The organism is Cryptosporangium arvum DSM 44712 (assembly GCF_000585375.1).
GTDB classification, from domain to species: domain Bacteria; phylum Actinomycetota; class Actinomycetes; order Mycobacteriales; family Cryptosporangiaceae; genus Cryptosporangium; species Cryptosporangium arvum.
On sequence record NZ_KK073874.1, the window covers coordinates 8,137,409 to 8,154,901 of the forward strand.

At 72.7% G+C, this 17,493-nt stretch carries 20 protein-coding genes; 9 read left to right on the forward strand and 11 right to left on the reverse strand.

Going from position 1 to position 17,493, the window contains the following annotated elements; all coding sequences use genetic code 11:
• Nucleotides 1-76: 76 nt before the first annotated feature.
• Entirely contained in the window at nucleotides 77-364 is a 288-nt protein-coding gene (locus CRYAR_RS37155) for a hypothetical protein (protein ID WP_157018353.1), read from the reverse strand.
• A gap of 148 nt (nucleotides 365-512) precedes the next feature.
• Between CRYAR_RS37155 and CRYAR_RS37160 the strand changes: the two genes are divergently transcribed.
• On the forward strand, nucleotides 513-1,223 hold the full coding sequence (locus tag CRYAR_RS37160; RefSeq protein WP_035857855.1) for a M50 family metallopeptidase: 711 nt from the start codon (nucleotides 513-515) through the stop codon (nucleotides 1,221-1,223).
• 233 nt (nucleotides 1,224-1,456) lie between these two features.
• Complete coding sequence (locus CRYAR_RS37165) at nucleotides 1,457-1,999, forward strand: ANTAR domain-containing protein (protein WP_169745139.1); 543 nt, start codon at nucleotides 1,457-1,459, stop codon at nucleotides 1,997-1,999.
• A gap of 12 nt (nucleotides 2,000-2,011) precedes the next feature.
• On the opposite strand, the gene CRYAR_RS37170 is transcribed toward CRYAR_RS37165, so the two are convergent.
• Nucleotides 2,012-4,237: a putative bifunctional diguanylate cyclase/phosphodiesterase gene (locus CRYAR_RS37170; protein WP_169745140.1), complete on the reverse strand. Its 2,226-nt coding sequence runs from the start codon at nucleotides 4,235-4,237 to the stop codon at nucleotides 2,012-2,014.
• 310 nt (nucleotides 4,238-4,547) lie between these two features.
• Between CRYAR_RS37170 and CRYAR_RS37175 the strand changes: the two genes are divergently transcribed.
• The 4 genes from CRYAR_RS37175 to CRYAR_RS37190 all read left to right on the forward strand — a co-directional run bounded on the left by CRYAR_RS37175 (nucleotide 4,548) and on the right by CRYAR_RS37190 (nucleotide 6,979).
• Nucleotides 4,548-4,925 carry a hypothetical protein gene (locus CRYAR_RS37175; RefSeq protein ID WP_035857857.1) on the forward strand — a complete coding sequence of 126 codons (378 nt, stop codon included), beginning with the start codon at nucleotides 4,548-4,550 and terminating at the stop codon, nucleotides 4,923-4,925.
• Nucleotides 4,925-6,028, forward strand: a complete 1,104-nt coding sequence (locus CRYAR_RS44145; RefSeq protein WP_051571433.1) for a hypothetical protein — start codon at nucleotides 4,925-4,927, stop codon at nucleotides 6,026-6,028. The genes CRYAR_RS37175 and CRYAR_RS44145 overlap by 1 nt, the downstream gene beginning before the upstream one ends.
• Nucleotides 6,025-6,540 carry a roadblock/LC7 domain-containing protein gene (locus CRYAR_RS37185; protein ID WP_245620585.1) on the forward strand — a complete coding sequence of 172 codons (516 nt, stop codon included), beginning with the start codon at nucleotides 6,025-6,027 and terminating at the stop codon, nucleotides 6,538-6,540. Before CRYAR_RS44145 ends, CRYAR_RS37185 begins: the two co-directional genes overlap by 4 nt.
• A gap of 67 nt (nucleotides 6,541-6,607) precedes the next feature.
• Nucleotides 6,608-6,979 (forward strand): hypothetical protein, encoded by a 372-nt coding sequence (locus CRYAR_RS37190; protein WP_035857859.1) that lies wholly within the window; start codon nucleotides 6,608-6,610, stop codon nucleotides 6,977-6,979.
• 40 nt (nucleotides 6,980-7,019) lie between these two features.
• Here CRYAR_RS37190 and CRYAR_RS37195 read toward each other — a convergent pair whose 3' ends face one another.
• Entirely contained in the window at nucleotides 7,020-7,613 is a 594-nt protein-coding gene (locus tag CRYAR_RS37195; protein ID WP_035857860.1) for a TetR/AcrR family transcriptional regulator, read from the reverse strand.
• Between the two features lie 75 nt (nucleotides 7,614-7,688).
• Between CRYAR_RS37195 and CRYAR_RS37200 the strand changes: the two genes are divergently transcribed.
• The gene (locus CRYAR_RS37200) at nucleotides 7,689-8,564 is read left to right on the forward strand and encodes an SDR family oxidoreductase (RefSeq protein WP_035857862.1); all 876 of its coding nucleotides are present in this window, start codon (nucleotides 7,689-7,691) and stop codon (nucleotides 8,562-8,564) included.
• On the forward strand, nucleotides 8,554-9,477 hold the full coding sequence (locus CRYAR_RS37205; RefSeq protein WP_035857863.1) for an alpha/beta hydrolase: 924 nt from the start codon (nucleotides 8,554-8,556) through the stop codon (nucleotides 9,475-9,477). Before CRYAR_RS37200 ends, CRYAR_RS37205 begins: the two co-directional genes overlap by 11 nt.
• A gap of 3 nt (nucleotides 9,478-9,480) precedes the next feature.
• Here CRYAR_RS37205 and CRYAR_RS37210 read toward each other — a convergent pair whose 3' ends face one another.
• Nucleotides 9,481-10,980 carry an FAD-dependent oxidoreductase gene (locus tag CRYAR_RS37210; protein ID WP_084701456.1) on the reverse strand — a complete coding sequence of 500 codons (1,500 nt, stop codon included), beginning with the start codon at nucleotides 10,978-10,980 and terminating at the stop codon, nucleotides 9,481-9,483.
• On the reverse strand, nucleotides 10,971-11,780 hold the full coding sequence (locus CRYAR_RS37215; protein ID WP_084701458.1) for a carbon-nitrogen hydrolase family protein: 810 nt from the start codon (nucleotides 11,778-11,780) through the stop codon (nucleotides 10,971-10,973). The genes CRYAR_RS37210 and CRYAR_RS37215 overlap by 10 nt, the downstream gene beginning before the upstream one ends.
• 119 nt (nucleotides 11,781-11,899) lie before the next feature.
• On the opposite strand from CRYAR_RS37215, the gene CRYAR_RS37220 reads away from it, so the two are divergent.
• Nucleotides 11,900-12,523, forward strand: a complete 624-nt coding sequence (locus CRYAR_RS37220) for a TetR/AcrR family transcriptional regulator (RefSeq protein ID WP_035857864.1) — start codon at nucleotides 11,900-11,902, stop codon at nucleotides 12,521-12,523.
• Here CRYAR_RS37220 and CRYAR_RS44150 read toward each other — a convergent pair.
• From CRYAR_RS44150 to CRYAR_RS37250, 6 genes are read right to left on the reverse strand one after another with little or no spacing between them, the layout of a single operon-like run.
• Complete coding sequence (locus CRYAR_RS44150) at nucleotides 12,520-13,053, reverse strand: PaaI family thioesterase (protein WP_051571436.1); 534 nt, start codon at nucleotides 13,051-13,053, stop codon at nucleotides 12,520-12,522. The genes CRYAR_RS37220 and CRYAR_RS44150 overlap by 4 nt on opposite strands.
• Nucleotides 13,054-14,205, reverse strand: coding sequence for a PucR family transcriptional regulator (locus CRYAR_RS37230; protein ID WP_051571437.1), 1,152 nt, complete (start codon nucleotides 14,203-14,205; stop codon nucleotides 13,054-13,056).
• 43 nt (nucleotides 14,206-14,248) lie between these two features.
• Nucleotides 14,249-14,674 carry a hypothetical protein gene (locus CRYAR_RS37235; RefSeq protein WP_035857867.1) on the reverse strand — a complete coding sequence of 142 codons (426 nt, stop codon included), beginning with the start codon at nucleotides 14,672-14,674 and terminating at the stop codon, nucleotides 14,249-14,251.
• A 59-nt stretch (nucleotides 14,675-14,733) separates the two neighbouring features.
• Complete coding sequence (locus CRYAR_RS37240; protein ID WP_035857868.1) at nucleotides 14,734-15,042, reverse strand: antibiotic biosynthesis monooxygenase family protein; 309 nt, start codon at nucleotides 15,040-15,042, stop codon at nucleotides 14,734-14,736.
• 10 nt (nucleotides 15,043-15,052) lie between these two features.
• Nucleotides 15,053-16,738: a hypothetical protein gene (locus CRYAR_RS37245; protein ID WP_035869326.1), complete on the reverse strand. Its 1,686-nt coding sequence runs from the start codon at nucleotides 16,736-16,738 to the stop codon at nucleotides 15,053-15,055.
• 2 nt (nucleotides 16,739-16,740) lie between these two features.
• Complete coding sequence (locus CRYAR_RS37250; RefSeq protein ID WP_035857870.1) at nucleotides 16,741-17,421, reverse strand: cysteine hydrolase family protein; 681 nt, start codon at nucleotides 17,419-17,421, stop codon at nucleotides 16,741-16,743.
• Nucleotides 17,422-17,493 lie beyond the last annotated feature (72 nt).

Below are 17,493 nucleotides of genomic sequence, written 5' to 3' on the forward strand. Positions count from 1 at the left end.
TTGGGCGATCACATCATGCAGGACCCACTGAGCGCTCTTCCCGGAAAGGTGCACAGATTCGGCGCAACGGTCAGGTTCAGCTGGACCCATCGGCCATGTCGGCATCGCCCGACCCGGAGTCGTTGTCATGGTCCGGTGCAACCGTCACGGTCACCGTTACTTCTCCGCTGCGACGCAGCGTCCAGCTACTGCCGAGGACGGGCACGGTTTCCGGCCGGACCACCCCGGCGTCGCCGGTGCCCGTCGCCCGGTCCGAGGCGGCGTCGGCGGCCGGAGCCCAGAGCAGGCCGCCGGCCAGGGCGGCGAACAGCCCCACGACGGCGATCCGGCCGCCGGTCGCGCCACCGGCGGAATGTTCCCGCATCATTTCCCCCTCGAACCCCGAAAGCCCTAATACCACTGAAAAAGGATTATCTCACGCTAAAGCCACCCGGTCATCAAGGCCGCTCGCCCGTGAGTGGTGGGCATGTGCGACCCTGCCCGCGACGGCGTACGCGACAGACGGGGACCGGGTGGACGAGCGGAGCCTGAGCGAGGTCTGGAACAACGTTCTCGGCACGCAACCCGATCCACCGCGCTGGCTCGTCCTCACCGCCGCGGTACTCGCGCTGGTCGCCATCGTCCCGCACGCCGTCTGGCGGATCTCCCGCAACGTCGTGACGATCGCCCACGAGGGTGGGCACGCGGCGGCGGCCGTCCTGTCCGGCCGGCGCCTGACCGGCATCCGCCTGCACTCCGACACGTCCGGCGTCACGGTCTCCAAGGGCAAGCCGTACGGGCCGGGCATGGTCGCCACCGGCGTCGCGGGCTACATCACGCCGTCGCTGCTCGGCCTGCTCGGCGCGGCCCTGCTCACCGCCGGGCACATCACCGCGATGCTCTGGCTCGCCATCGTCGGCCTGGTCGCCCTGCTGGTGATGATCCGCAACTTCTACGGTGTGCTCTCGGTGGCGGTCACCGGCGGGCTGGTGTTCGTCGTCTCCTGGTTCGGCACGCCCGAGGTGCAGGCCGGGTTCGCCTACGCGTTCACCTGGTTCCTGCTGCTCGGCGGCGCCCGCCCGGTGGTGGAGCTGCAACGGCTCCGCCGTCGCGGACAGGCCCCCCATTCCGACGCCGATCAGCTCGCCCGGCTCACCGGGCTGCACCCTCTGCTCTGGGTCGCGCTCTTCGCGTTCGTCGCCCTCACGTGCCTTCTGCTCGGGGTCCGCTGGCTGCTGAACTGAGGTTCGCGACCGTCGACCGGGGACGGTTGCACCACCACTCGACCTCGGTCGGCATAATGGCAGCGCACATCTTCGGGAACACGGTTGAGCAGCCAGCCGCCCTATTGGGGAGGGGTGGCTGGGTAGTGGTTTCAGCGGGTCCTGCGGGCGATCCCGCAATCCCGGGCGACGTCACAAATTTGCGCGACGAGTTGTTGAAAGTCCGAGCCGAGCTCGACGGCCTCCGCGAAGCAATGAGTCGCCGAGCCGTCATCGAACAGGCCAAAGGCGTGTTCATGGAGCGCTACGGCGTCGACGACGAGGGCGCGTTCGCGCGGCTCGTCAGCCTCTCGCAGAGCACCAACGTGAAGCTCGTACAGATCGCGGCCGACGTCGTGGCTCGATCCGGGATCGGCGGCGCGGAGAACGGCCGGGCGCACTGGATCGACCGGGCGCTCGACGCGTTCGGCGACCCGGCGCTCGTGCTGAGCCCGGTGCCGACCGACCGGGGCGCGGTGGCCGACTTCCAGGTCGACCACGCCAACCGGTCCGCGCTGCGCTGGCTCGGCCGGCCACGGGACCGGGTCGTGCGCGGTACGGCCAGTGAGCTCTTCCCGGCCGCGGCCGGGACGCTGCTCGTCAACGCGTGCCGCCGGACGCTCGCGACCGGCACCGCGGTGGCCGGTCCGTGGCTCACGGCCGAGGACGATCCGGAGAAGCGTGGGGTGCGCCTGCACGCCGCCCGCATCGCCACCGTGGTGCTCGTCACATGGCAACGCACGACGAGCGAGGGCTAGGCCACCTGGGCCTCACCCGAGCGAGGCGGCGAACTCGTCCGGGGCCATCGGGCCGGCGAAGTACCAGCCCTGCCCGGCGTCGCAGCCCAGGGCGCGGAGACGGTCGGCCTGTCCGGCCGTTTCCACGCCCTCGGCGGTGACGCTCAAGCCGAGCGCGTGGGCGAGCCCGACCAGCGCGCCGACCACGTCGACGTCCATGTCGTCGGTGCCGACGCCGCTGGTGCCGGCCAGCTTCAGCTCACGCACGGGCAGGTGACGCAGCGTCGAGAGGTTCGAGTACCCGGAGCCGAAGTCGTCGATCGCGATGCCGACGCCCTCACCGGCCAAGGCCTGGAGCACCTCGGTGGGCGCCTCGGCCCCGCCGACGATCGCGCTCTCGGTGATCTCCAACTGCAGCGCCTCCGGCGGGAGACCGGACCGGCTCAGCGCCACCGCGACGTCGTTGAGCAGCGACCGGTCGGCCACCTGCCGCGCGGCGATGTTGACGCTCACCAGCGGCGGCCTGCTCCCGACGCTGGGCCAGCGGGCGGCCTGCCGACAGGCCTCGGAGAGCACCCAGCGCCCGAGCGGGACGATGAAGCCGGTCTCCTCGGCCAGCGGGATGAACTGCGCCGGCTCGAGAATGCCGAACCGGGGATGGTTCCAGCGCACCAGTGCCTCGGCGGCGCGGACGGAATCGTCCGGGAACCCGACGATCGGCTGGAACTCGAGCTGGAACGCCCCGCTCTCCAGCGCGGCCGGCATCGCGGCGGCCAGGCGGCGCCGGGCGGTCTCCTGCTCGCCGCGGCCGGCCTCGAACGCCGCCCAGGAGCGAGTGGGGTCGGCCTTCGCCCACTCCAGTGCGGTCTGGGCGGCGCGCAGCAGGCCGGACGCGTCCACCCCGGCCGCGTCGACCTCGGCCACGCCGATCGTCGCGGTGACCGGGATCGCGTGCGCGCCGACCGCGAACGGGCGGGCGAGCACGGCCAGCACCCGGCGGGCCAGCGCGTCGGCCGAGCCTCGGTACCCGCCGGGGCCGACGAGCACCGCGAAGTCGTCGCCGTCGATGCGGGCCACCAGGTGACCGGCGCGGGCCACCTCCTCGGACAGGCGGTCGGCGACCGACGCGAGGATCTGGTCGCCGGCCTCGTGCCCGAGGCTGTCGTTCACCGCCGCCAGCCCGTCGATGTCGATGACGAGCACACCGACCGGGTCACGCGGCGCGGTGCGGACCAGTACCTCGCGGAGCCGGTCGAAGAACAACGCCCGGTTCGGCAGGCTGGTGAGCGGGTCGTGCAGCGCCTGGTGCACCAGGCGGGCCCGCATCCGGCGCCGCTCGGTGACGTCCTCGACGACCGTGAGCTGGTACCGGGTGCGCTTCGGGTCGTCGAGGAGGGCCAGCGCGGTACCCGGCTCGCCGTCCTCGGCCGTGGTCTCCCCCGGTGTGATGACCGACGTCGTCAACTGCACCCAGATGACGCCACCGCCGTTGACGACGAGCGGCCGCTCACCGGTCACCGGCACCACCGCGTCGCCGCGCAACCCCACCTCGGTCGGGCCGGCGAACGCGCCGTCGCGGTGCACCAGGTCGTCGAGCCGGCGCTGACGCAACTGCTTGAGCGTGTAGCCGAGCATCCGGCGCAACGCCGGGTTGGCCTCCAGGATCGTGCCGTCCCACTCGCTGATCGCGATGCCGACGCCCGCGTTGTCGAACACGGCGCGGAAGCGGGCCGCGTGGGCCCGGGACGCCGCCTCCAGATCGGCCCGCGCCGCCAGGTCGGCCCGGCGCAGCTCCTCCTGCTGAGCGAGCGTCTGTGAGCGCAACGCCTCGGTGTAACCGGCCACCAGGGCCGCGCGCAGCGCCGAGAGCCGCGACGACCGGTCGACGGCGCCCGGTCGCACCAGACCGTCCGATCCGGACGGCGCGGCCGGACGGCGGGCCCGCGAGGCGGTCGGGACGCCCAGCGGCGCGAGCACCGCATCGTCGAACAACTCGACCGTGCGTCCGATGAACTCGGGCGCGGCGAAGTGCCGGGCGACGAGCGCGGCGCCGACCTCCCGGGCGGGCTCGCTCCGGAACGGCACCGTCGAGAGCGACCGGAGGAGGCGCGCGGTGTGCCCGCGGAGCTCGGCCTCGACCTCGGCGGAGCTCATCGGGACGAAGCAGGTCTCGTCGGTGATCTGCCACCAGCGGTGGGCCACGGCGTCGACAACTGCCGGAGCCGCCAGGACCCCGGTGCCGCCTGCGCGTACCGCCACGCGCGAGCCTCCGCTGAGCGTCGTCGGACAATCCTTGCCGATCGCCGAGCATACGGGCGGTACGGAACACCTGGTACCAGGCGTCCGTCCGAGGTGTGCCCCCAGCCGGACAGGTGTCGCTCGAATACACGGGTGCAAATCGATACCTGAAGGTATAAACCCGAACCTCATAGAATACGTGCCGCACCCACATCACCGCTCGCTGTAGTCGTAAGATCCCTGCGGGGCGCACGACCGGCTGGCCCCGTTCGGTTACTGGCTGCTCACCAGTTCCGCGCGGGCCGGCCTCACCGGCAGGGAGAGGTGACGTGTGCCCGGGATCGACGAGAGCCTCCGCCACGCCATGTCCATTCCGGGCGTGCTGGGCGCCGGGTTGGTCGATTACGCCTCGGGGCTCGCGATAGGCAGCGCCGGTGATTGGCCCTGCGGCGAGGAGCCGGCCGCCGCCGGTGCCACCGAGGTGGCCAGGGCCGCGCTGGAGAACGCCACGTTCGCGGTGTCGGCCGCCGGTGACGTCCTCGAGGACATCGTGGTGGCCTCGGCCGCCCGGTACCACGTACTCCGCTTCCTCAACGCCCGGCTGGACAGCCGCCTGTTCCTCTACCTGTGGCTCGACCGGGAGCACGCCAACCTCGCCATCGCCCGGCACCGGCTGGCCGGGCTCGCCTCCGACCTGGTGCTCGGCTGATGGCCACGCACGCGACGGCGGCCCACCGGGAAGGGCTCGATTCGGGAACCTGGCGCTCGGTCACCGAGGCGCTCGACGAGTCGACGACCAACCGCGTGACCGGCGCCCTGCACGTCGACGGCCCGGTCAGCGGCTCGATCTACCTGATCGACGGCGAGGTGTACTACGTCCACACACCCGCGGCGCCCGGCGTCGACTGCCTGTTACAGGCGTCCGGCACGGTGCCGGCCGCGGCCTTCCAGAGCGCCTGGACGACCGGCGCCGCCGGCGGACAGGTCGGCGACGTGCTGATCAAGTCCGGTGCGCTCAGCCGCGGCGAGGCCGAGCTGTGCACCGCGGCGGCGATCACCGACGGGGCGTACGCCCTGCTCACCGCGGCGCCGGCGGAGACCGGGCCGGTGCGCTACGCGGCCGGCGAGGGCCACTGGTGGGGGCCGGTCCGCCGGGTCGGTGGCGCCGCGCTCGACGTCCAGATCCGAAAACGCAAACGCCTGCTCGAACGGACGCCACCGGGGAACGTGGACGACCAGCCGGTGGTCGCCGCCGGGCGGCTCGGGCGTCACCACGTCGTCCTCACTGACCTGCAGTGGGAGTTGATCGTCCACGCGAACGGGCGCCGCTCGCCCCGCGAACTGGCCCGGCTGCTCGGCCGGTCGGCGTTCAGCGCGATCCTGGAGTCGCGCCGGTTGATCACCGCCGGGCTGATCCAGGTGGTCCGCCCGGAGCCCGCGCCCCGACCGGCGGCACCCGAAACGGCCGCTCGACCGACGTCGGCACCGGAAGTGAGCAGCGCCACCGAGCCCGCGCCCGCGGACGGCGCCGACGGACCACCCGAGGGCTGGCGGAACGGCTTGCGAGCCGCCGGGCGCGGCCGCCGCAGGCCGGAACTGCCGGCCCGCAAGCCCGAGCTGCCGACCCGCAGGCCCGACCCGGCCCATCCGATGCCGCTGCCCCGGCGCCAGCCCGGCGCCGCGCTGCGCGGCGTGGTGCCGGTGCCGCCGCCACGCGCGGAGAAACCCCGGGAACCGTCGGTCCTCGACGTCCCGGAGCCGGACCACAGCCTGCTCACGCGGGTGCGCAACGCCCTGGAGGGGCTGCGGTGAGCGCCCGCTGGCCGCTCGGGCCGCGCCGCGTTCCGGTCGGGCCCGGTCCGCGCCCCAACGGCGTGGTCCCGGCCCGACGGCCGTCCCGGTTGATCGGCAAGAAACTCGATGGAGGCAGTGCGGTGGAGCTCGAGGCGGACGTCCTGGCCCAGATCAGGGGGTTACGCGACCGCGTGCGCCACGTGGCCGGGAGCCTGGTCGCCAGCGTCGACGGACGGCTGGTCGCGCACGACACCCACGGCATCGAGCCCGACGGGATGGCAGCCCTCTCGGCGGCGGTGCTCGGGCTGAGCCAACGGCTGATCGAGACGGTCGGCCCGGGGCAGTTCGCCGAGACCGTCACCCGGGGGACACACGGCTACGTGGCGACCTACGCCGCCGGGCCGCGCGCCGTGCTGACGGTCGTGACCGGCGAGGAGACGAACATCGGCCGGCTCCATCTGGAGGCCAGACAGGTCGCGAATCGCCTCGCGGACCTGCTGGAGGCCGTCACCGCGGCCGAGCGCCGATGAGGAGGTGGTCACCGAACTGACTACGCCAGCACAACCACTCGATCCTTCGGAACAAGGAGCACAGCAAATGGCAAGTGTGGACACCGCGTTAAAAGAGGCCATGACGATCGAGGGATCGATCGGCGTGGCGCTCGTCGACTACAACAGCGGGATGGCGCTCGGCACCCTGGGCGGCACGAAGGACTTCGATCTCAACGTCGCCGCGGCCGGGAACACCGACGTGGTCCGCGCGAAGATGCGCACGATGGAGATGCTCAACCTCGGTGACAGCATCGAGGACATCCTGATCACGCTGCGGAACCAGTACCACCTGATCCGCCCGGTGCAGTCGCGCTCGGGCAAGGGCCTGTTCCTCTACCTCTCGCTGGACCGCGGCCGGGCGAACCTGGCGATGGCCCGGCACATGCTCTCGCGGGTCGAGAGCGACCTGGAGGTCTGACGTTCCCGGGCCTGGCCCGGGGGGACGCCTCTCCCCCGGGCTAGGCCATCAGCGCGGCTCGGACGAAGTCGGTGGCCTCGCCGGACAGGTCGGTGAGACGGTCGGCCCGGCCGTCCTCGACGGCTTCCAGCACCAGTTCGTTGAGCCCGCCGATCACGGCGGTGGCCATCGCCGGGGAGAGCTGCCTGGCGCCCTGCTCGACGCGCTCGAGCAGGAGCGCGGCGAAATCCTGCTGGCCCCGGCGACGCAGCCGGAGCGCTTCCGGCCCCGCCGACGGCAGCTCGAGCAGCATCGCGCGGGTGAGCGCGGGATCGGACTGGAGCGCCGACAGATACGCGTGCACCGCGGTGCGCACCTGATCGCGCCAGTCCATCTCCGGCCGCGCGGCCTCGCCGACCACGCGCAGCAGCCGGTCGCTGGCCGCGGCGTACACCGCGAGGAAGCACTCCTGCTTGTCGGCGAAGTGCTCGTAGAAGGTCCGCTTCGAGACGCGGGCGTGCCGGGCGATGTCGGCGATCGTGACCGCGCCGTACCCCTTCTCGACGAGCGCCGAGCCCATCCCGGACAGCAGGCGGCCCCGGTGCCCGCCCGCTGTGTCGTCGGGGTTGGTCGCCCGCACTGCCGCAGTAGTCAACGCTTCACCCTCCTCGCCCGAAATGGTACCGTCACCCCATTCTGGTACGCGCCGGTACCACACTGGGGGGATGCTGTGACTCGACGGCCGACCGTGTTGATCACCGGGGCCGCCCGCGGCATCGGGGCCGAGCTCGCGCGCCAGGCCACGGCCGCGGGTGCCCGGGTGGCGCTGGTGGGGCTCGAGCCCGAGCGGTTGGCGGCGCTGGCCGCCGAGCTGGACGGCGCGAGCTGGTTCGAGTGCGACGTCACCGACCAGGCGGCGCTGTCGGCGGCGGTCGAGCACACGCTGGCCGCGCACGGCGCGATCGACGTCGTCGTGGCGAACGCCGGGATCGCGAACCACGGCACGGTGGCCGTGACCCCGCCGGAATCCGTCGTCAAGGTCATCGAGGTGAATCTGCTCGGCGTGGTCCGCACGGTGACCGCGACGCTGCCCGCGATCACCGCCGGCCGCGGCCACTACCTGCTGATCTCGTCGGCGGCCGCGTTCGCGATGCTGCCCGGCCTGGCGCCCTACGCCGCGGCCAAGGCCGGGGTGGAGCAGTTCGCCAACTGCCTGCGGCTGGAGCTGGCCCACAAGGGTGTGACGGTCGGCTCGGCCCATCCGATCTGGATCGACACCGACATGGTGCGCTCGCTCGCCGCCGACCTGGGCACGTTCCGCGACGGGCTGCGCCGGGTGCCGGGGCCGCTCGGCCGCACGGTCTCGGTGGAGGACTGCGCGTCCGCGCTGCTCGACGGCATCACCCGGCGCTCCCGGAAGGTGTACGTCCCACGTTCGGTGGCGGTCCTGTCGGCGTTGCGGACGCTGATGCTGGGGCCGCTGGCCGACCGGATGATCATGGCCCAGGCGAAGGCCATGGTGCCGCAGTTCGAAGCCGAGGTGGCGGCGAGCGGCCGCTTCTTCGGGAGCCACAGCACGGCCCTGGGAGGCGACGATGCCCGTTGACCCGTCGATCGAGCCGATCCTGGCGCTCATCAACTCGCCGGGGATGCCCGCGCTCGGGGCCGGAACGCCGGAGGAGGCCCGGCGCAACTTCCGCGGTATCACCATCGACGTCCGGGACCCCTCGACGCTCGTTCCGGTGGCGTCGATCTCGGACGTGACCGTCGGGTCGCTTCCCGGGCGGGTGTACCGGCCGGACGGCGACGGTCCGGTGCCGACGGTCGTGTTCTTCCACGGTGGCGGGTTCGTGCTCGGCGACGTCGACACCCACGACGACCACGCGCGGTGGATCTGCCGTGAGGTCGGCGCGGTCGTGCTCAGCGTCGGCTACCGGTTGGCGCCGGAGTCACCGTGGCCGGGGCCGGTGGACGACGCGCTCTCGGCCGTGCGCTGGGCGTCGGAACACATCGACGCGCTGGGCGGGGACGCGTCCCGGATCGCGGTCGCCGGCGACAGCGCGGGCGGGAACCTGGCCGCGGTCGTCGCGCAGGACTGCCGGGACGCCGGTGGCCCGGCGATCGCCGCGCAGCTGCTCATCTACCCCGCGACCGACTTCGTCGAGGAGTTCCCGTCGCTGGCGCAGAACGCCCACGGCTACTTCCTGACCGGCACCGACATGGCGTGGTTCAGCGCGAACTACCTCCCGCCGACGGCCGAGAAGGCCGACCCCCGGCTCTCGCCGCTGCGCGGGCGCCTGGAGGGGCTGCCGCCCGCGGTGGTCGTCACCGCGGAGTTCGATCCGCTGCGCGACGCCGGCGAGGCGTACGCGACGGCGCTGGCCGCGGCCGGCGTACCGACCAGGGCGCACCGCTTCGACGGACTGATCCACGGGTTCTTCGGCCTGGCGGCCGCGTCCCCGGCCGCGGAGAAGGCGCTGCGTACCTCGTGCGCCTCGCTCCGCGAGCTGCTGGGGTGATGCTCACACCGGCGTGAGCTCGGGAGCGACGCGCTGGGTGGGGATGGTGACCGGGCCCGCGAGCGCCACCAGGACGTCCTCGCGGGTGGGGACGGCGTCGGCATCGGGACGCCAGCCCGACGCCCGCGTGGCCTGGACGACCGCCATCACGTCGGGGTCGTTGAGCACCGCCGAGGGCACGACGAGCAGGTTCTGCATCCGCGTGTACGCCGACCACACCAGCGGGTCGCGCTGGGCCGCCCGCGCGAGCTCGGCGTGCGTCGTCGACCCGGCGTCGAGCGCGGCGGAGTCGCGGAACCACGGCGCGATCTCCGCGCCGATCGCGGCGTCCATGGCGAGCGTGCGCGCGGTCGCGTCGGCCGGGGCGAGGCCCGGGTTGGCGTCGACGGCCTGCACGAGCCGCACCGCCGAGAGCATCGCCAGCGTGACGCCCCGGCCGTGCCCCGGCGACGTGGCGCACACCGCGTCGCCGACCGGCAGCAACCCGACGACGAGCGGTCTCCCGTCCTTGGTCAGCCGTTGGAGCCGGTTGTCGGCACTGGTCAGACGCGCGACCCGGGTCAGGCGCCGACTCGCGTCCGGATCGGTCCACTCCGCGAAGCCGGGGACGGCGGCGGCCGCCCGGTCGAACGCCCGGCCGTCGACGAGCGCGTCGAAGGCACGATCGTCGGCGGGCACCTCGAACGTCACCGCGAACACCCCGGCCTCGGCCGGCACCAGCCGGCTGGTGAAGCCCTCGTAGACCCCGCCGAGCACCGCGGGCGGTCCGGGTTCGCCGCCGCGCGTCTCGTAGAAGCGGGTGTGCGACGTGACCGCGCCCGGCGTCTCCTCGGCGGTCAGCGGTGGTCCGCCGGCCGCCAGCAGCCAACCGGGTACCGGCGAACGCCGGCCGGCCGCGTCCACGACGAGGTCGGCCGGGAGGAACTGCCCGCCGGCCAGCCGGACCGCGGTGACCCGCTGGTGCTCGCTCTTACCCAGCACCAGCCCCACCGCGGGCAGCCCGGAGAGCAGCGTGACGCCACGCTCGCCGAGGACCGCCCGGCGCAGCACCCACTCGAACACCGACCGCCGGGCCGCCAGCCCGACCAGCCGGGGGTCGTCCTCGACCGGACCGGTCAACGTGGAGGGTGCGTGCTGCGTCAGCCGGATCTCGGCGACCTCGGCGCGACGCAGCGCGGCCAGGACGTCGGGCGCCTCGGCCGCGAGCAGTTCCCGGCAGCGCGCCGGGAAGACGTGCGCGTGGGCTGCCTGCGGTGTGCTCGAACGCCACCACCAGCGGGCGTCGGCCAGGGCCGCGGGCGCCGCGATCGGCTCCTGCTCCACCACGACGACGCGGTGACCGCGCCGCCCCAGCAGGAGGGCCGCGGTGAGGCCACCGATACCGGCACCCACGACGACGACGTTGAGCGGGGTCCGCGTATCCGGAACGGGTGACCGGCGAACCGGGCCCGCCGATCGGGACTTCTGCCGTTTACGCACCTTGAACCAGGATCTCACTGCCACGCTGCGACCGGAACGCTTCCTGTATCGGACGAGTCGCCGGAGACGCTCGTCGCGGTGCCTACCCGACCGATCATCGCGCGCCGGGCCAAACCGACGGACTCGGCGACGTCGACGTCGGCGATCGCCGCCCCGGCCGCGGTGCCCGTCGTGGCGAGCACGTCGCCACTCGGGTCGACGACCTTGGCGCTCGCGACGAAGCGGACGTCACCGAACGAGCCGGACTGGTTCGCGGACAGCCAGAGCAGCTGGTTCTCCACGGCGCGGGCCCGGTCGAACAGGTCGAACCGCCGGGTCCACCGGTCGCGACCGAGGTCGGGCGAGTGGTTGCCGCTGCTCGCCGGCCAGGCCGAGAGGCAGACGCCGATCTCCGCGCCGTCGGCGGCGAGTGCTCGTGCGGCTTCGGGGAAGGCCTTGTCGTATCCGATCATCATCCCGATTCTGCCTACAGGAGTGTCGAAGGCACCAAACGGCTCACCCGTCACGTGGCGCCCCAGCACGCCGTCCCCGGTGACGCACACCGCACTGTTGTATCGAACCGCACCGCGCTCGCGGTAACCGGCGCACACCACCATGTCGCCGGCGAGGGCCGCGAGGCGGTGAATCTCGGGTCCGTCCGGGTCGAGTCCGGGCGGCGCGTCGCCGGAGTTCGCGGCATAACCCCCGAGGCAGGCGTCCGGCAGCGCCACCATCCGGACGCCACGCGCACGGCTCAACGCGAGGACGCGTCCGATTCGCGCGAAGCATTCCTCGAGGTCGCGGCCGAACGGCGCGGCCACCGCCGCGAATCGGGTGGTTCTCATCGCATCCCCCTGGTGGATCCGCTTTCGCCCCACCTAGTCCAGAGGTCGAGGATTAACTCACGATGACAACCGGAATAAACTCCTGTCGCCAGACCACCCCGAGCTGTGGGGGACAGCCTGTGACCACCACTCCGACCGCCAGGACCCCCGCACCACGGGGCCGGCCCCGCGACCCCGCGCTGGAGGACCGCGTCTTCCGCGCCGCGATCGACCTGTTCGGCCAGAAAGGCTGGGCGGGGTTCACGATCGACGGCGTCGCCCGCGCCGCCGGCGTCGGCAAGGCGTCGCTCTATCTGCGTTGGGAGAGCAAACAGCAACTGTTGTTCGACGCGCTGGCGGCCCGGGCATCGGTGGACGTCTCGATCGACACCGGCGACATCCGCTCCGACCTGCGCCATCTCGGCTCCCAGCTGCTCAACATGTTCTGGGCCGACGGCGGGGTCACGTACATGCGCCTGGTCGTCGAGGGTGCCGTGCACGAGGAGTTCGCCGAGCACCGCGACCGGCTGACGCACCCGACGATGCTGGCCGCCCGCCAGATCGTCCGGCGGGCGACGGCCCGGGGCGAACTGCCCGCCGGGACGTCACCCGCGCTGGTGCTCGACGCGATCCTCGGCGCGACCCTGGTGCACGTCGCGGTCACCCCCGCGGAGTTGCGTGACGTGGCGCGGGAGCAGAGCGAGAAGTACCTCGACCAGCTCGTCGACCTGGTGATCGCCGGGGCACGCGGGACGGCCGGTTAGCCGCGGGCGTCGCGCGGAGGGGCACCGTCCGGTTCCGGCGGGCCGTAGCGGCCGGCCCGTCCGTCCGCCGGGAGGAGTACTTGCGTGCAGCGACTCGTGGCCAGCAGGACATCGTCGGCGTCGTGCAGTTCGGCCGCGCAGAACACCACGCGACGCGTCCGCCGGATCACCTCGCCGGTGGCACGCAGCAGGCCGGGACGGGAGCTGCGCAGGAACTCCACCCGCAGGTCCGCGGTGAGGAAGGCCTGGTCGTTGTCGAGCACGGTCCAGCACGCGCCGCCCATCGCGGCGTCGAGCAGCGCGGTGACGAGCCCGCCCTGCACGATCGGCCCGCCCGCGGACGGGAAACAGTAGTCGGGCGTGGCGTCCCACTCGACCGTGCTGCTGCCGGGCTCCCAGCCGGACTGCCGGTAGCCGAGCGTCCGCCACAGGTGTGGGCCTTCGCCGTCCACGTCCGCCCAGAGGTCGGGGTCGGTGAACCGCTCCCCGGCGGTGATACCGCGCCCGGACACCAGCTGTTCGTCGGTCATCTATTCCTCCGTCGAGCGTAACGTCGCGGCGATCCGCGAGCCGAGGTCGAGCACGAACCGGTCCCAGCTCCGGCGCGGGTCGCGTCCGGTCAACTCACGCACCCGCCGTAGGCGGTACCGCAGACTCTGCGGGTGCAACCCCACCCGGGCCGCCGCGGTGGTCGCCGAGCCGGCGGCCAGGAACGCCTCGAGCCCCTCGCGGACGTGTTCCTGGCCCGGGTCGAGCAGCGCGCCCAGCAACCGGCGCGCGACGAGCCCCGGCGCTGCCGGTGGGCGCCCGGCCAGCACCGCGAGCGCGTAGCCGTCGGACTCGCCGAGCAGCGGGCCGCTCTCGTACGCGTCCGGTGGCGCGAGGTCGAGCGCGAGGACGGCCAGGCGGTAGGCGTCCACGAGCGTGTCCGGCCGGGGCGGGCGGATCGCGCATCCGCGGCCGTTCAGCTCGGTGAGCGCGGCGCGGATCGTGTCCTCGTCGCGCGCCGGGAACAGCAGCACGACCCGGCGCCCGTGCACGGTGACGAGCGCACCGGCACCCAGTGCCGCACCGAGTTCCTCGGCCGGCGGCACCCCGTCCGGCTCGACGACGAGCAGGCAGGCCGGGTTCGGCAGGGCGACGCCGAGGGCGCGGGAGCGGTCGGCGGCCGCACCGGGGTGCGCCTGGCGTCCGGCCAGCAGGTCGTCGAGGAATTCGCGCACCGCGCGGGCGCGGTCGGCGGTCAGCCGCTCCGCGGAGACGCTGTAGCCCTCGTAGATCGCCTCGCTCAGCTGATCGAAGCTGCTCAGCCAGAGCCGCGCGAACGCGATCGTGTCGGCCACCGTCAACGCGGGCTCGACCAGTTCGACGATCTGGTCGATCGCGGTGTTCGCGGCGACCCGGTAGGCCCGCAGCACGCTCGGCAGCGGCCGCCCGTCCGCGGCCCGCGCGGCCCCGATGCCGCGTACCCGGAGCAGGTCGTCCGGGCTCAGCTCGACCCGGTCCACCCACAGGTCGAGAACCCGGCGCAGCAACCAGAGCGCGATCGCGCGCACCTCGGCGAGCTGGCGGGCGTCCAGCGCCCGGTAGGCCGGGATCTCCGCGACGATCCGCTCGAGGACCAGGTCACCGATCTTGTCCTCGGCCGCGAGAACGGCGCCGCGAACACCCGCCCGTTCCATGTTGCCCACCCCAGCAGCTTTGGCACCGGGTGACAAGCAATTCTTATGCGGCCGCGGCCGGTGTCAGCACGGTCAGGTCGTCCACCAGCGTCGAGCACTCGGCGAGCAGGGTCCTGGGCACCCGGATCGTCTGCTGGTGGCCCGGGCGGCCCACCTGGCTACCCAGGTGCACGGCCAGCCAGTCGAGGACGACGACCAGGTGACCGCGCAGGTCGACGAGCAGGGAGTCCAGCTCGGCCAGCTCGTCGACGAGCACCGCGCGGCTCGTCCACCGACCGGGGTTGGTGGACGAGCCGGCGAGCCAGGCGCTGGCGCGCTGACCGGCGTCGGCGGCGCCCGTGACCGTACGGGTCTCGGGCGGGACCGCCGCCGTGATCCGGAGCAGGCTGTAGGCCGCGCGGGCGGTCAGCGCCTGCCGGGTCTCGTGCTGACGCAGCAGCTCGTCGAGGCTTTCGTAGGTGTTCGACACATTTGTTCAGTCGACCACCCACCCGGCCGCTGAAGGCCGGCACCCGACTCGCTACCTGATTACGCCTGGGGGTCCGCGGACTGGATGACCTCGAACTCGAGCAGGGACGAGCCGGACGCGACCGGGCGGGCCCGTTCACCGGAGTGCGCCTCCATGGCCGGGCCGTTCACCCACGCCTGGAAGTGCTCCTCGCTCTCCCACCGGGTGTAGACGAAGTAGCGGGTCTCGCCCTTCACCGGACGGAGCAGCTCGAACCCCAGGAAACCGGGTGAACCCTCGACCGCGCCGTGCCGTGCGCCGAAGCGCTTCTCCAGCTCGGGGCCTGCGCCCTCGGGAACCTCGATCGCGTTGATCTTCACGACAGCCATGTTCGGGAGCCTAACTCGGCGCCTCGGTCGGGCTCTTCTCGTCGGCCGGGACCGCGCGGGGAGCCGGGATCGCGTCGGCGGCCGGGACCACCGTCGCGGCCGGCTGCTCGCCCGGGAGCACAGCGGCACCGCCGCCGTGCTGACGGTCCAGCTCGATCTCCTCGGCGTCGCGGACGCGGGGTTCCGGACGCGTCGCGGCGAACGCCGCACACACGACCGCGACGAACGCGTAGCCCAGTGCGACCGGCCCGTTCATGTTCCAGCCGACTTCCGGCGCGTGGATCAGCCCGATGAACGAGAGCACGGCGCCGACCGCGGCCACGACCGTGGCCCCGACGAACTTCTTGTCGATCAGGAACACCACGAGCGCACCCAGGACCATCCCGGCGAGCACCGCGCCCTGGCCCAGCGTGTTCAGGCCGCCGTAGACGACGCCCGCGTTCGCCAGCGCGTCCTCGCCCACCGCGGCGGCCGACGTGCCCGCCGCGGCCAGCGCGTTGTCCATCTGCCCTGCCGCCCAGGACGCGATGTTCGGGATGAGCGCGGCCACGACCGCCGCCGCGTGCGCGCGTGGCGTCGCCTGGAACGCCTGGGCTCCGATCAGCAGCCCGATGTAGAGCAGGATCGGGACGATCGCCGCGGTCGGCAGGATCGCGCCGAGCAGCGAGAACATGCCCAGGAAGCACAGGATCGCGATGACGACGCCGGTCGCCAGCGAGTAACCGGCCCGGCCTCCCGCGGCCTTCCACCCCGGATGCCCGACGTACACGGCCGGCGGGAACGGCGAGCCGAGCGCGGCCCCGATCACCGCACCGGCGCCGTCTGCCAGCAGGACGCTGCGCAGGTTGTAGTGGTCACCGGCGGTGGCGGCGCTCTCGACGTTCGTCATGCCCTCGGTGAAGTTGTAGACGCCGAGCGGGATCGCGGTCGCGAGCAACGGCCCGACTTCACGCAGCCCGTCGAACAACGCTCCGAAGTGGAAGTTGGGGACCGCGAACGCGATGTCCTTCGCGGCGGCGCTCACGTCCGGGACGCTCATCGCGCCGCCGATCCAGCCGATGGCGGTGCCCAGCACCAGCGCGGCCAGGCCGATCGGGACGTTGCCGGGCAGCTTGAGGTCGGTGAACAAGCCGACGAGCAGCAGCGCGAACACCGGCAGCGCGATCCACGCCTGCGCCCACATCTGCCCGGCCGGCCGCATCGAGATGAACGTGATGCTGATCCCGGCCAGCGTGCCGAGCATCGCCGCGCGCGGCGTCCACCGGCGGATGTACGGACCGACGAACGCGCCGATCAGCACGATGATCCCGATGATGAACGCCCAGGCCAGGCCGGCCTCCCAGGCCCGGACCGGGTCCTTGGTCTCCAGGTAGATCGGCAGCATGATCAGGAACACCACGATGAACATGTGCGGGACGCTCGGCCCGTACGGCATCGCGGTGACGTCGCTGCGGTTCTCGCGCGCGGCCAGGCGCCGTGCGAGGTAGCTGTAGTACGCGTTGCCGACGACGAGCGCGATGCCCAGCGCCGGCAGGATCGAGCCGAAGACGTCGTCCTTGGGGATGTGCACGACGAGCAGGCACAGGCCCGACAGCGTCAGGACGTTGACCAGGACGTTGATGCCCAGGCCGAAGAACGCGTTGGTGTCGCCCCGGACCCAGAGCGGAAGGTCGGGGTTCGATCGCAGCTTGATCATCGTCATCTCCCCAGTGCGTCGAGCACGGCGGCGGACGGAGCGACCCAGCCGAAGATCCCGCCCTGGGCGGCGATCATGTCGAGGGCGACCCGGTGGAACTCGGGGAAGTACGAGCCGACGCAGTCGGCGAGGACCAGGCACTCGTAGCCCCGGTCGTTCGCCTCCCGGACCGTGGTGTGCACGCAGACCTCGGTGGTCACACCGGCCACGATCAGGCTGGTGATCTGCTGCTCCCGCAGGAGCTCGCCGAAGTTCGTGGCGTAGAACGCGCCCTTGCCGGGTTTGTCGACGACGGGCTCACCGGGGAGCGGCTTGAGCTCGTCGACGATGTCCTGCCCTTCCTCGCCGACGACGAGGATCCGCCCTTTCGGCCCCTCGTCGCCGATACGCAGCGTCGGGCTCCCGCGGTCGCGTTTGGCCGGGGGGAGGTCCGAGAGGTCGGGCCGGTGCCCCTCGCGCGTGTGGACGATCAGGATCCCGGCCGCGCGGAACGCGGCCAGGACGGCGGCGGTCGGCTCGATCGTCGAGCGCAGCAGGCCGACGTCGTTGCCGAGCGTCTCGCCGAAGCCGCCGGGCTCCATGAAATCGCGCTGCATGTCGATGACGACGAGCGCGGTGGTGGCCGGGTCGAAGGTGTACGGGTAGGGGCGAGCGTCCACGGTCAGAACCGCGGTGGTTGGCATACAGCCGATTGTCGGGCGAGTTCTTTCCGGAAACGCTCCTCGGTGTTACGTCTCGATGACGCCGGGTCAAGG